The organism is Gaetbulibacter aestuarii, from assembly GCF_039537665.1.
Classification (GTDB): Bacteria; Bacteroidota; Bacteroidia; order Flavobacteriales; family Flavobacteriaceae; genus Gaetbulibacter_A; species Gaetbulibacter_A aestuarii.
Map to the genome: position 1 here is coordinate 1,190,502 of NZ_BAABAY010000001.1, position 13,387 is coordinate 1,203,888.

A 13,387-nucleotide genomic window follows, 5' to 3' on the forward strand; every position below is an offset into this window, starting at 1 on the left:
GTAAACACTATGAATATAGCTTTAAACATAACAAAAACCATACAAGATTGGCTCGTTAGCTTCATGCCGGAAAGTGTTTCTAGTATTGCAGCTATGGTTTTGGTCGCTTTAATGTATCTGGTAATTTTTGCAGTAGCGGGACTTTATTTGGTATTACTTGAAAGAAGGGTGGCGGCTTGGTTTCAGTTACGAATTGGACCTAATAGAGTTGGTCCATTAGGATTGTTTCAAACTATGGCAGATGCTTTGAAACTGGTATCAAAAGAGTTGACTGGTACTGTTAAAGCAGATAAGTTTTTATACAATTTAGCACCTTACTTCGTAATTATTTCATCACTAATGGCCTTAGCTATTTTTCCTTTCACTCAGGGTTTTCAGGCATTTGACATAAATATTGGAATCTTTTTCTTAATAGCGATCTCTTCTATTGGAGTGATTGGAATATTATTAGGAGGATGGAGTAGTAACAATAAATTTGCCCTAATCGGGGCAATGCGAAGCGGTGTTCAAACAATAAGTTATGAGTTATCCATTGGCTTGTCGTTATTAACCATGGTATTACTAACGGGAACGTTGCAATTGTCTCAAATTGTTGAGATTCAAAAAAATGGTTGGCTTATTGTTCAAGGGCATATTCCCGCACTCATTGCTTTTATGATTTATATGATTGCTGGAACTGCCGAAACCAATCGAGCGCCTTTTGATATGGTGGAGGCGGAGTCTGAACTAGGTGCTGGTTTTCACACAGAATACTCAGGAATGAAATTTGCCTATTTCTTTTTAGCCGAATTCATAAACATGTTCATTATCGCGGCCATCGCAACTACTATTTTCTTTGGAGCTTGGTTGTCTCCTTTTGGAATTACTCAATCCATTCCGTGGTTAGGGGTCTTTTGGTTTTTAGGCAAAACATTGATTTTAGTGTTTCTAATGATGTGGTTTAGATGGACTTTTCCAAGATTACGCGTTGACCAATTACTGACCTTGGAATGGAAATATTTGTTGCCTATTAACCTCGTAAACATCGTGGTTATGGCGATCATTGTTTGGTTAAACATAACGATTAATTTATAGAGAGGATGAGTTATTTTTCAGATATATATAAAGGAATAAAAACACTGCTTACGGGTATGCGTGTTACTGGAAAGTACTTTTTACACTCACGAAAAGGAGCTATTACACAGCAATATCCAGACAATAGGGACACATTAAAAATGTTTGAACGCTTTCGTGGAGAAGTAGTGATGCCACATGATGAAAATAATGAACACCAGTGTACGGGTTGTCAAAAATGTGAAATTGCGTGTCCTAATGGAAGTATTGAGATTATTTGGGATAGAGGTATAGATGAAGAAACCGGTAAAAAGAAAAAGAAAATAGATAAGCATATATATCATTTAGGGCTTTGTACTATGTGTGGTTTATGTATAGAAGCTTGCCCAACTGATGCGATTGTCTGGGCTCAAAATTTTGAGAACGCTGTTTATGACCGAACAAAACTTACCAAAGTTTTAAATAGACCAAATTCTAAAGTTAAAGCGGGTATAGAAGATTAGCGCTATGGAAAAATATATATTTTACATTTTATCAGTTATTATAGTAGCTTTTGCAATTGCTTCTGTCTCAAGCAGAAAAATGCTGAGGTCTGTTGTCTATTTATTGTTTGCTCTTTGTGGGATAGCTGGATTTTACTTTTTAATCGATTATAATTTTCTGGCAGCCGTTCAATTAACCGTCTATGCGGGTGGCATTATAGTCCTTATTATATTTTCTGTTTTATTAGTACATCATATAGAAATGGAATTGGAAATAGCTAAGAGATCCAAACAGCTACTCATAGGTTTGACATGTTTTATTGGACTTGGCGTTTTTTTATACACTATTTACAATCACACCTTTAATGTTATACAAAACACCAATACAACAATAACTAGAGATATAGGTGCAAAATTATTAAGGTATGAAGTAGGGGGATTTATATTACCCTTTGAAGTTGTTAGTATTTTATTATTAGCTGCTATGATTGGTAGTATTGTGATTGCAAAAGGAAAAAAACTAACCACTAAAAACGATGAGGCGTTATGATTACTGGAGTTAGCATATACGAATTACTTACCGTTACCTCAATCCTATTTTTTATAGGGGTCTACGGTTTCATGACAAGAAAAAACCTAATATCTATTTTAATTTCAATAGAACTTATATTAAACGCCTCCGTAATAAATTTTGTTGTCATTAATAAATACCTGTATCCAGATATGTTACAAGGGGTTATTTTTTCACTATTTATTATTGCTGTTGCTGCTGCTGAAACTGCTTTAGCGGTATCTATAATAATAAACCTGTACAGGCAAATCAGTTCTGTTGAAGTTAAAGACACAGAAATCATGAAATATTAATAGTTTAAATATGAATCTAACTTATATCATATTAATACCCTTAATCCCACTGCTGGTTTTCTTGCTATTAGGAATTTTTAATCAAAAAATTAAACCTAAAATCTCAGGATATATTGGTGTTTTAGGATTGACAATTTCTGCAACATTGTCCTTCTATACAGCATATAAGTACTTTTTTCAAATCGGAAAAGTTGGTGGCGTTTACCAAACATTGACTACAAAAACGACCTGGATGAATTTTACAGATACACTAAGTATTGATATGGGAATTCTAATTGACCCAATATCTGTTATGATGCTTTGTGTGGTATCTATGGTGTCTTTGATGGTTCATATTTATAGCCGAGGATATATGAAAGGGGATGATGGTTATACCAAATTCTTTGCTTTTTTAGGTCTCTTTTCATTTTCAATGTTCGGATTGGTGTTAGCAACAAACCTTTTTCAAATCTATATTTTTTGGGAATTAGTAGGAGTGTCGTCCTACTTATTGATTGGCTATTATTATACAAAACCTTCTGCCGTATCTGCCGCTAAAAAGGCATTTATTGTTACGCGTTTTGCCGATTTAGGTTTTTTGATAGGCATCTTAATTGTGGGCTATTACACGGGTACTTATGATTTTGAAACACTGAATAACTCTGCAGGCAGTGCTATTTTAAATTGGGCAGCGACGTCTTTTATGGGGTTATCCACTTTAACTTGGGCTTTAATTTTAATCTTCATTGGTGGTGCTGGTAAATCAGCGATGTTTCCATTGCATATTTGGTTACCAGATGCCATGGAAGGCCCTACACCCGTTTCAGCTTTAATACATGCAGCTACTATGGTGGTAGCCGGTGTGTATTTAGTAGCAAGATTGTTCCCTATGTATTATTTCATCGAGGATGGCTATGCTCTTAATATAGTCGCTTTTGTTGGTGCTTTTTCGTCGCTGTTTGCGGCGATAATAGCCATTACCCAGACTGATATAAAGCGTGTTTTAGCATTCTCAACCATGTCTCAATTAGGTTATATGATGTTGGCTCTGGGGGTTTCTGGTTATGAAGGTCATGAGGGTTTAGGATATATGGCTTCCATGTTCCATTTGTTTACCCATGCCATGTTTAAGGCTTTATTGTTTTTAGGTGCAGGATCTGTAATTCATGCAGTTCATAGTAATTTAATAAGCGATATGGGTAATTTGCGTAAGTACATGCCCGTAACCAATATCACCTTTTTAATTGCTGCATTAGCAATTGCTGGTATTCCTCCATTAGCTGGTTTTTGGAGTAAAGATGAAATTTTAGTGGCTGCTTTTGAGCATAACAAACTTATCTATCTAGTAGGTGTGTTTGTAGCCGGATTGACAGCTTTCTATATTTTTAGATTATACTTTGGTATTTTCTGGGGAAGGGAAACAAAATACAAACATGTGCCCTCTGAGTCTCCACTTTCAATGACATTTCCTTTAATAGTATTGGCACTATTAAGTATTGTTGGAGGGTTTATACCGTTTAGTGAATTTGTGACACCAGATCGTACTGGTTTTGAGGCCCATTTAAATTATCCGCTTGCCACTGTTGCCGTTGGTGTTGGTTTAATTGGAATTTTATTGGCCTGGGTTTTCTATAAAAAAGAAAATAGATTATCAGATAGATTTGCAAATGGGTTCGGGTCCTTATACAAATGGTCTTATGATAAATTTTATTTTGATGAGATTTATCTTTTCGTTACAAAAAAGATTTTATTTAAATGTGTTTCTGCACCAGCAGCATGGTTCGATAGACATGTGGTTGATGGAACGATGAATCTCATTGGAAACACCACAGTGAATACATCAAAAAAAATAAAGGGACTGCAATCTGGAAAAGTTCAAGATTATGCTTTTGCATTTATTTCAGGAGTTGTCATTATTGCTATAGTGTTTATTTATTTATGGACAAACTAATTGAATAATATGGATATTTTATCACTTTTTGTGGCAGTACCGGTAATCACCATTTTAGCATTGGTGTTTTCAAAAGGTTTAAAGCAAGCAAGACTAATAGCGATGGTTGGAAGTTTTGTTCAGCTGGGAATGGCCATAAATTTAGTATTTGCTTATTTTAAAGAAAGAGTTGTGAATAATGATATCATGGTTTTCACCAAAGATTTGGTTTGGTTTAAACAATTCAATATTCATTATAGTATTGGTGTTGATGGAATTTCAGTAGCGCTTTTGGTCTTAACCTCTATTGTTGTTTTGGCAGGTGTTTTTATTTCATGGAAAATGAAAGACCTGCCTAAAGAATTCTTTGTTTCTTTAATTGTTCTTTCAACGGGTGTTTATGGGTTTTTTATTTCAATAGACTTATTTACCATGTTTGTATTCTATGAAATTGCGGTTATACCCATGTATTTGTTAATTGGAATCTGGGGAAGTGGACCAAAAGAATATTCAGCAATGAAACTAACATTGATGCTTATGGGAGCATCTGCGGTATTATTGATTGGAATTTTAGGAATTTACTTCAATTCAAATGCCGATGGCGGGCCTTTAACTTTCAATATATTAGAAATTGCACAAGTGAACATCCCTGTGGAAGCTCAAAAACTATTTTTCCCATTAACGTTTATTGGTTTTGCAGTAATTGGTGCTTTATTTCCTTTCCATACATGGTCGCCAGATGGGCACGCGTCAGCACCAACAGCAGTATCCATGCTACATGCAGGGGTTTTAATGAAATTAGGTGGTTATGGGGTGTTTCGAGTAGCTATGTTTTTATTACCTGAAGGAACATTACATTGGTCATGGTTCTTTATAATATTATCAGCAATTGGGGTTATTTATGGTGCATTTGCAGCCATCAAACAAACCGACTTAAAATACATTAATGCATACTCTTCTGTGAGTCACTTAGGGATGGTGTTGTTTGCACTGTTAATGTTGAATAAAACGGCCTGGAATGGTGCCATATTACAATCACTTTCTCACGGATTCATGACGGCATTGTTCTTTGCGTTAATTGGTATGATTTACCAAAGAACAAATACCAGGGATATTACAAAATTAGGAGGATTGCTTAAAGTAATACCTTTTATTTCAGTTATCTACGTTATAGCTGGTTTGGCATCATTAGGACTACCTGGGTTTAGTGGATTTGTGGCAGAAATGAACATTTTCGTGGGTGCTTTCCAACATGATGATATGTTTTATAGAGTGGCCACTATTATTTCTGTTTCTGCCATTGTGGTGACTGCAGTTTATGTATTAAGAGTGGTGGGTATCATGCTCATGGGTCCGGTTAAAAATAACGACTTTTTAGAGTTGCCTAAAGCTACCTGGTTTGAAAAAACAGGAATATTGTTATTGCTAATACCTATAGTATGGATTGGCGTCGCGCCTTTATGGTTAAGCGATATGATTTTAGCAAGTCTTGAACCTTTTATAAAAGGCGTTTTATAATTTAAAAGAACAACTAAAATGAATTTTAGTAATTTTTTATTAATGCGGCATGAAATTTTGCTTTTGGCAATTATCTTGATATTGCTCATAGGCGAAATTTTTATTCGAGTAGAAAAGAAAAGCAGTATCATTCATTTAGCAATATTTCTTTTTGGAATCCATACGGTCATAGGTTTTTTTACGATTGAAGAGCGCAGTTTGTTTGGAGGGATGTTCCGAACCAATACAATGATTCATTTCTTTAAGAATGTCTTAAATATTGGTGTATTGATTTTATTATTACAATCAGCTGATTGGTTAAAGGCAAAAATATTCAGTGAAAACAAGGGAAGTGAATTCTTTATATTATTGTTTTCCTCGTTACTTGGTATGTATTTTATGATGTCGTCTGGGGATTTTTTGATGTTTTATTTAGGATTGGAATTGTCTACTTTACCAGTAGCAGCATTAGCAGCTTTTGAAACTGCCAAGCGAATATCCAGTGAAGCAGGAATAAAGCTCATATTATCTGCTGCATTGGCCTCTGGCGTATCATTATTTGGAATTTCCATGCTTTATGCGACTTCGGGTTCCATTTATTTTGATAGTATAACTGAATTGATCACATCAAGTAATTTGACCTTATTGGGAATGGTCTTATTTTTTGCAGGTTTAGCATTCAAAATTTCGTTAGTACCATTCCATTTCTGGACGGCAGATGTATATGAAGGTGCTCCAATTAGTATTGCCTCTTATTTGTCTGTCATTTCAAAAGGGGCTGCCGTATTTATTTTAATGATTTTATTGTTTACTGTTTTAAAACCACTCATGCATGTATGGGATAATATGGTATATGTAATTGCCATAGCAACCATGTTTATGGGTAATTTATTTGCTTTAAGACAACAAAACATGAAGCGATTTTTGGCATTTTCGTCTATTGCCCAAGCAGGATTTATTTTATTGGGTTTGATAACAGGGTCACAGTTAGGAACGGCTACTATTGTTTATTTTGTCATGATTTACATATTTTCAAACTTGGCAGCGTTTGGTGTTGTACAAGCTATTTCCTTACAAACAGGAAAAGAGAAGATGAATGATTATGAAGGCTTGTACAGAACCAATCCTAATTTAAGCCTGATCATGATGTTGGCGTTGTTTTCATTGGCTGGAATCCCTCCTTTAGCAGGTTTCTTTGGTAAGTTCTTCTTGTTTACTGCAGCGGCAAGCAAAGGCTACTATTTATTGGTGTTTTTGGCTGTAGTAAATGTTACTATTTCTCTTTATTATTACTTATTGGTTGTCAGAGCTATGTTCTTAAGAAAAAGTGAAAACCCTATTCCGTATTTTAAGAACACACTTTACATGCGGTTAGGATTAATAATAGCGTTTGTGGGTATTTTAGTGATTGGATTATATAGCCCGTTGTATGATTATATTTATCAATTAAGTAGTGTATTTAATTAAAAGATTATGGCTTTATCAGGTAAGCATACATTTGGAAGTATCGGTGAAACAAGAGTTACTTTTGTTGAAAAGGGTGTTGATGAAAACCGACGAAATTTTCTCAAAGAATTATTGGAACATAATGGTTTTGAGGTTATCACTGAAGAAGAAACTAGAAAGTCTAACGAAGATCCACAATTGTATACAGTGGCCGTTACTGATATGGTTTTTAACCCCACGATTTGGGTTTTCGAACGGAAGCTCAAAACATTTGACGGCCATAAGGTCACCCAAGATTATTGGAATCAAAAAACACAAAGTACCAATCCACATTATTGGAACAATGGAAAAAAATAATTAATTCATTACACCTACATTTAATTTCTAAAACTCACATTATGAATAATTTTTAATGAAATTATTTCATAATCCTATTAAGTCCATAAAACATGCCATTCTAAAATTTAATTATATTTTTGCACTTTCTTTTTAAAGATAAAAAAGTATTAAGTAATTAGAATTAGTAATGGTTGATATTAAAATAAAAATAACCGATAGAGAAGGTGCAACGCATGAGGTTTTAGCACCTACTGATATGGCCATGAACCTTATGGAAGTCGTTCGATCTTATGAACTCGCTCCTGAAGGAACCATTGGTGTTTGTGGCGGAATGGCCATGTGCGCTTCTTGCCAATGCTATGTTCTAAGCGATACTGAACTTCCTGAGATGAGTGATGATGAGGATGCTATGTTGGCCGAGGCTTTTTATGTAAAAGAGAACAGTCGTTTAGGTTGCCAAATCCCGATGACACCTGAAATGGAAGGTCTTGAGGTAGAGCTGGCACCCGAGAGTTAATCCCACCAAACCACAAAACATTTTTGTAACGTTCCGTTTTTTGATTTTAACCAAACCATCGGAGCATACCTATCATTAAGATAAGCTGTAACCTTTTCATAAAATGATTCGTAGGTTAACCAATCCACACGCGGATATGGAATTACCAACCAATCCTTCTTTTTTGGAATAAAGAATTTATATGTTTTAAATGCTTCTAATGCATTCCGGTGAATATAAAATCCACAAACGCAGTCTGAATTTAATTGCGTTAAACTCACCTGCTTTTTATAAGGCAGAAATAATTGCGCTTTGAAATAAACCTTTTGGAGGATATCTTCTGATCGTAAATTCAAGGTTTTTAAAAAGTCCTGACACGATTTGGAATGTAATAAGGGTAATTGTTTGTTTTTTAATTTTGAAAGCTTTTCTGTTAGGGCATCCTTTCGATTCGGACCTATAAAATGGTCAATTTCGGAATCTCCAATGGTCTCATCATATAAATAGAACTTATAAACAATTTCAATATGATAAACTTGTTGGTCTCTTTTGAATAAACAATCCAATTCCCCTAAAGTTGTTTTTCCATTTTGGATCTGAATATTTTCTGCCAGTATGGTAATATTCTTATGAGATGCTAATTCGAAGAAAACCAATCGCTCTACATAATTACCAAGGCGTAAACGTGTATTGATATTTTTGCTAAGATGAGTCGATTTCGAGTTTAATTCAAACGCTTCCAGGTCAAATAGGGTTCGATTTCGCCATAAAACCGGCGTACTTAAAAAACCTTCGTAGCGTTTCTGAATCACGATAATTGGATAATTAATTTAACTTGAATTGCAAGAGGTATAAAGCTAAAAAAAGCGTTTCAAAAGGAAACGCTTTTTTAAGAATGATTTTCTTTTAATGGAAGGCATATTGAGCCCCAACAATTAGATTATAATTCGTTCGAAGCTGAACACCATTTAAATCTTTATAAACCGGAGCACTAATTTCTTCAGCTAAACGAAAACCTTTCAGACTCCCACGTCGTACTAAATAATTTAGTCCAAAGCCTGTGTTGACATAAATGCCACCTGAATTTCTTGTGTCGGCTGTAGAAACCATCATGGAATTCAAGAGGGGGCTAGTGCCATTAATCTTATTGATCAACGCACCTTCTAAACGGAAAGAAACGCTTAAATTCTTGCCGGCCTGAGCCGCGATCCAGTTGTTCAGGGCATAGCTATTTCCCATTTTATAATCCTGATCATTATCATTCAGCATAATAACGCTGGTAAATTGATTACCCCAGGAGAATTTATCTTGCTGACCTAAAAAGGTTAGACCGAATTTGGCTCCAAAAGATCCGCTTCCCGTTTGCATAGGATAAGGTAATTGGACGGTATTTCCTGCCGACATGGGTGTAACGTCGGTTTTGTCAATACTTCCTGTTGGAATAATCAGGCCTAATTGAGCATGCATCGCTTTCCGATTCTTATTAAACAGATTGTACAATCCGCTTATCGTAACATCTCCAAAACCTTCACTATTTGTAGAGAATTTCATTCCATTACGCATGATTAATGTCATGTCATTTTCAATATAATTGGCCATAACCATGAAGGTAAGTTTATCTGAAGGCGCATACATGGCTCCAAGCATATGCATGGTCATATCCATGTTTTTCGGTGCTACCATGTAATTGGAGTGTACCGCACTTATGTTACTATCCTTATTCCCTTGGGTAAGGTCATTCATGTTCATAAACATGCTTCGGTATGAAAACATGAACTCCCCTTTATGGTGAGTATGATCACCCATAATTGAAATGGGCGCATGGCCATCCGGGCGATCCGAGGCCCATAAATTAGATGTTGATTTTTCTTGCGAATATGATAATAGGGTCGCTGCAAATAGTACAGCAACAATGTATTTTTTCATTGTATAATTGTTAAAATTTGTATACTAAGTTTTGTTTCCCCGTGAAATGTTTTTCAAAGGAAATTCTAAAAAATTCAAAAGTAACTTAGACCAAATCCGGCGGATGGAAACACCTTATACTGTATTCAAAATAATATAAATTGGAGTAGCAAGCAGGATTTGAAATTATATCAGGAAAAGACGGTTTAGCTTTTAGCTCTGTGATCTCGATGAACCCTATTGGATAGTTTTCCATGATAATTTTTTGCGAAGCGGGTTCTTCCTTTTGCTGTTTTTTAATTTCTTTGGTTAAATAACATTTGCCATTACAATGCATTTCCGGTTTATCCTTATTAACACATAAGAAGTTGGCAATATAATCCTGGTTTAGTTCATAATAAACCAAGGGTTGCAATGGCCTTAGCATGGCAACAAAATAAAGAAATACAAAAAATATGCTACGGAGTTGCACCAAAAAAATTTTGGCAAAGATACGTTTACTAAAAGAAGTAAACCATTATAATGTTGCTTAATCAGCTAATTTCTGAAGGGCCAAAGGGAGTATCCGTTCTATAAATTTGCTGTAAGCTAATTCAGAGGGATGTAAACCGTCCGAAGCAACCAGATCAGGATCATTTAAACCTTCTCTTGTAATATCTGTTATGTTCACGAAGGTTACGTTTTGAGATCCACAATAACTTTTGGCAAAGCTGTTATATTTATCGATATCCTGAGAAATACTATTGCTTCCACCACCAAAAGGCGTGTAGGCATAATCAGGAATCGACACAACGATCACATTACTCTTATCATTTCCTGCTTTTTGAATGGCCGTATTTAAAAGCTTAGGAAATTCTTCCTCATATAGGGAAAAAGGTTTTCCTTGATACTGGTTGTTTACACCAATAAGGAGGGTGACCAGATCATAATTATCAGCAGGGTTTTCTGTAGAAATTCCCTGAATTAAATTGGAAGTAGTCCAACCGGTCTTGGCAATAATTTTCAACTCAACAGGATCACCGGAACTTAAATTTTGGATCAAACTATCTTTAAGTTGTTCCGGAAAACGGCAGGTTTCACATACACTTTCACCAATGGTATAACTATCCCCCAGGGCTAAAATTCTAATGATGCCATCATCTAATGATGGCGCACTTATTGAAGTCGAATTTTTGGAGGATTCATCCTGAGGTGGTGCCTCATTGCTGCTACAACCAATAAAGAGCATAAAAGCGCTCAGTATCATATATGATCTCTGTCTCATAAAACTTTTTAAGTAAAGATACAGAAATCTTTTGGCAGTAGGTAGTGTTCTAATTTTGCGCTACAAGCTGCTTATCTTCAATGAGGTGTTCAATGCCATCCCATAAAGCGATGCGTTTTTCTAAAGCTTGTTTAGCAACGTCTTCAACCTCATGCCATTTTTTTGAATCACCTCCACAAAGTTCAGAAATCATGTTCATAGCCATGGGACCATGCTCATCGCCGTCTAACTCAATGTGACGTTCAAAATAATAAATGAGCTTAGATAAGTCGACGTCATTAAGGTTATTTTGAAACTTCTTTAATATCGCTGTGAACATATCCGGAATAAGATCTTCGCGACCAAAGGTAAATGCTGCAGCAATTTCGTGAGCTTCTCCCTGTTCTATAAGTTCAAAGGTGAAATTTAAAAAGTCTTTTACGGCTTCAGGCAAGGGACTGTTTTTTATAGCAACAAAGATATTTTTCGTTTCCTCAACATGGTTCAGGAAATCAGCAATTAAACGTGTATCTGCCTTAGCATCTTCCATGGCATCAATATAGAGTTCATAATGGCTTCGGCGACGTCCTTCCTGATCTATATCGGTTTCTTCAGCAAGCACTATTTCATTGATCAAATAACGTGTTTCAGGATTTCCAACGGGCATCCATGGCGTTGTAGTGCAGGTTAATTTTGTTTGAAGAGCCTTCAACAACGACATAAAATCCCATACCGCAAAAACGTGATGCTGCAAAAACAATTGCAGATCTTCAACGGTTTTTATTTTGTTGTACAATGGATGGTTAAGCAGCGTATCCTGATGCGGCTTGATGGCCTTGTGAATAGCTTCGGTGTTCATAATGCAAATTTTTTACAAAAATAACACTTGAACCATCAATTTGAAACCGAATTTTTATAAAGTTTTGTTATGATTTGATTACTTAAATGCATTTAGGCCGGTAACATCCAAGCCTGTAATAAGCAGATGAATATCGTGCGTACCTTCGTAAGTAATGACACTCTCTAAATTCATCATATGACGCATAATACTATACTCACCGGTAATGCCCATACCGCCTAACATTTGGCGGGCTTCACGAGCAATATTGATAGCCATATCCACATTGTTCCGTTTTGCCATCGAGATCTGCGCTGAGGTTGCTGTACCATTCTCTTTCATAACGCCTAAGCGCCAGGCTAAAAGTTGCGCTTTGGTAATCTCTGTGATCATTTCGGCTAACTTCTTTTGTTGTAGTTGGAATTGGCCAATAGGTTTCCCAAATTGGGTGCGTTCCTTACTGTAACGTAAAGCGGTATCATAGCAATCCATAGCAGCGCCTATAGCACCCCAGGCAATACCGTAACGAGCGGAATCCAGACAACCAAGCGGTGCGCCTAAACCGGACTTGTTTGGTAATAAATTTTCTTTTGGAACCTTGACATTATCAAATATAAGTTCACCCGTTGCTGAAGCACGAAGCGACCATTTATTATGAGTTTCAGGCGTTGAAAATCCTTCCATACCACGTTCTACGATCAAGCCGTGAATGCGACCTTCTTCATTCTTTGCCCAAACCACTGCAACGTCTGCAAACGGTGCATTACTGATCCACATTTTAGCACCATTCAAAAGGTAATGGTCGCCTTTATCTTTAAAATTGGTCACCATGCCACCGGGATTACTGCCGTGATCAGGTTCGGTCAAACCGAAACAACCCATCCATTCGCCACTGGCTAGTTTTGGTAGATATTTTTGGCGTTGCTCCTCGTTTCCATATTTCCAGATCGGGTACATCACTAAAGAAGATTGTACCGAAGCTGTACTTCGAATTCCAGAATCACCGCGTTCTATTTCCTGCATGATCAACCCGTACGAAATTTGATCTAATCCAGCACCACCATATTCCATGGGAATGTAGGGCCCGAAAGCACCAATTTCCGATAATCCATTAATAATTTGTTTAGGAAATTCGGCTTTTTGAGCATAGTCCTCGATGATAGGCGATACATCGCGTTTTACCCACTCACGGGCTGCCTGACGTACGAGTTTATGCTCTTCAGTTAATAGATCGTCTATTTTGTAATAATCCGGTGCTTCAAATAAATCTGGTTTCATGCTTAATGATAAGGGTTTGAATGCAAAATTCTTAAAT

General features: G+C 36.1%; 14 protein-coding genes. 9 read left to right on the plus strand and 5 right to left on the minus strand.

Translation table 11 applies throughout. The features are described from left to right. The first annotated feature begins 9 nt into the window (after positions 1-9). The 9 genes from nuoH (at position 10) to ABD682_RS05375 (ending at position 8,107) form a co-directional block, all read left to right on the plus strand. Positions 10-1,074, plus strand: coding sequence for an NADH-quinone oxidoreductase subunit NuoH (nuoH, locus tag ABD682_RS05335; RefSeq protein ID WP_344739826.1), 1,065 nt, complete (start codon positions 10-12; stop codon positions 1,072-1,074). A 5-nt stretch (positions 1,075-1,079) separates the two neighbouring features. Further along, entirely contained in the window at positions 1,080-1,556 is a 477-nt protein-coding gene (locus ABD682_RS05340; RefSeq protein WP_344739828.1) for a 4Fe-4S binding protein, read from the plus strand. A gap of 4 nt (positions 1,557-1,560) precedes the next feature. Continuing rightward, positions 1,561-2,085, plus strand: coding sequence for an NADH-quinone oxidoreductase subunit J family protein (locus ABD682_RS05345; protein ID WP_344739830.1), 525 nt, complete (start codon positions 1,561-1,563; stop codon positions 2,083-2,085). Further along, positions 2,082-2,399, plus strand: a complete 318-nt coding sequence (gene nuoK / locus ABD682_RS05350) for an NADH-quinone oxidoreductase subunit NuoK (RefSeq protein WP_344739833.1) — start codon at positions 2,082-2,084, stop codon at positions 2,397-2,399. The genes ABD682_RS05345 and nuoK overlap by 4 nt, the downstream gene beginning before the upstream one ends. Before the next feature lie 10 nt (positions 2,400-2,409). Further along, complete coding sequence (gene nuoL / locus ABD682_RS05355; protein WP_344739835.1) at positions 2,410-4,329, plus strand: NADH-quinone oxidoreductase subunit L; 1,920 nt, start codon at positions 2,410-2,412, stop codon at positions 4,327-4,329. Between the two features lie 9 nt (positions 4,330-4,338). Then, positions 4,339-5,826: a complex I subunit 4 family protein gene (locus ABD682_RS05360; RefSeq protein ID WP_344739837.1), complete on the plus strand. Its 1,488-nt coding sequence runs from the start codon at positions 4,339-4,341 to the stop codon at positions 5,824-5,826. Positions 5,827-5,844: 18 nt separating this feature from the next. Further along, positions 5,845-7,272 carry an NADH-quinone oxidoreductase subunit N gene (locus ABD682_RS05365; protein WP_344739839.1) on the plus strand — a complete coding sequence of 476 codons (1,428 nt, stop codon included), beginning with the start codon at positions 5,845-5,847 and terminating at the stop codon, positions 7,270-7,272. A 6-nt stretch (positions 7,273-7,278) separates the two neighbouring features. Continuing rightward, positions 7,279-7,608 carry a hypothetical protein gene (locus ABD682_RS05370; protein WP_344739841.1) on the plus strand — a complete coding sequence of 110 codons (330 nt, stop codon included), beginning with the start codon at positions 7,279-7,281 and terminating at the stop codon, positions 7,606-7,608. 169 nt (positions 7,609-7,777) lie between these two features. Then, entirely contained in the window at positions 7,778-8,107 is a 330-nt protein-coding gene (locus tag ABD682_RS05375) for a 2Fe-2S iron-sulfur cluster-binding protein (RefSeq protein WP_344739843.1), read from the plus strand. Here the strand turns inward: ABD682_RS05375 and ABD682_RS05380 are convergent. From ABD682_RS05380 to ABD682_RS05400, 5 genes are all read right to left on the minus strand, one after another. Beyond that, positions 8,104-8,898, minus strand: a complete 795-nt coding sequence (locus ABD682_RS05380) for a DUF1853 family protein (RefSeq protein ID WP_344739845.1) — start codon at positions 8,896-8,898, stop codon at positions 8,104-8,106. The genes ABD682_RS05375 and ABD682_RS05380 overlap by 4 nt on opposite strands. 94 nt (positions 8,899-8,992) lie before the next feature. Next, the gene (locus ABD682_RS05385) at positions 8,993-10,012 is read right to left on the minus strand and encodes a transporter (RefSeq protein ID WP_344739847.1); all 1,020 of its coding nucleotides are present in this window, start codon (positions 10,010-10,012) and stop codon (positions 8,993-8,995) included. A 508-nt stretch (positions 10,013-10,520) separates the two neighbouring features. Continuing rightward, a complete protein-coding gene (locus ABD682_RS05390; protein WP_344739849.1) occupies positions 10,521-11,255 on the minus strand; it encodes an SGNH/GDSL hydrolase family protein in 735 nt (244 codons plus the stop codon). A 49-nt stretch (positions 11,256-11,304) separates the two neighbouring features. Further along, positions 11,305-12,093 carry a DUF3050 domain-containing protein gene (locus ABD682_RS05395; protein ID WP_344739851.1) on the minus strand — a complete coding sequence of 263 codons (789 nt, stop codon included), beginning with the start codon at positions 12,091-12,093 and terminating at the stop codon, positions 11,305-11,307. A gap of 78 nt (positions 12,094-12,171) precedes the next feature. Continuing rightward, on the minus strand, positions 12,172-13,350 hold the full coding sequence (locus ABD682_RS05400) for an acyl-CoA dehydrogenase family protein (protein WP_344739853.1): 1,179 nt from the start codon (positions 13,348-13,350) through the stop codon (positions 12,172-12,174). Positions 13,351-13,387 lie beyond the last annotated feature (37 nt).

Bases quoted from the DNA above. Each gene is read 5' to 3' on its own strand.
- nuoH (WP_344739826.1), top strand. From the start codon at position 10: ATGAATATAGCTTTAAACATAACAAAAACCATACAAGATTGGCTCGTT.
- ABD682_RS05340 (WP_344739828.1), top strand. From the start codon at position 1,080: ATGAGTTATTTTTCAGATATATATAAAGGAATAAAAACACTGCTTACG.
- ABD682_RS05345 (WP_344739830.1), top strand. From the start codon at position 1,561: ATGGAAAAATATATATTTTACATTTTATCAGTTATTATAGTAGCTTTT.
- nuoK (WP_344739833.1), top strand. From the start codon at position 2,082: ATGATTACTGGAGTTAGCATATACGAATTACTTACCGTTACCTCAATC.
- nuoL (WP_344739835.1), top strand. From the start codon at position 2,410: ATGAATCTAACTTATATCATATTAATACCCTTAATCCCACTGCTGGTT.
- ABD682_RS05360 (WP_344739837.1), top strand. From the start codon at position 4,339: ATGGATATTTTATCACTTTTTGTGGCAGTACCGGTAATCACCATTTTA.
- ABD682_RS05365 (WP_344739839.1), top strand. From the start codon at position 5,845: ATGAATTTTAGTAATTTTTTATTAATGCGGCATGAAATTTTGCTTTTG.
- ABD682_RS05370 (WP_344739841.1), top strand. From the start codon at position 7,279: ATGGCTTTATCAGGTAAGCATACATTTGGAAGTATCGGTGAAACAAGA.
- ABD682_RS05375 (WP_344739843.1), top strand. From the start codon at position 7,778: ATGGTTGATATTAAAATAAAAATAACCGATAGAGAAGGTGCAACGCAT.
- ABD682_RS05385 (WP_344739847.1), bottom strand. From the start codon at position 10,012: ATGAAAAAATACATTGTTGCTGTACTATTTGCAGCGACCCTATTATCA.
- ABD682_RS05390 (WP_344739849.1), bottom strand. From the start codon at position 11,255: ATGAGACAGAGATCATATATGATACTGAGCGCTTTTATGCTCTTTATT.
- ABD682_RS05395 (WP_344739851.1), bottom strand. From the start codon at position 12,093: ATGAACACCGAAGCTATTCACAAGGCCATCAAGCCGCATCAGGATACG.
- ABD682_RS05400 (WP_344739853.1), bottom strand. From the start codon at position 13,350: ATGAAACCAGATTTATTTGAAGCACCGGATTATTACAAAATAGACGAT.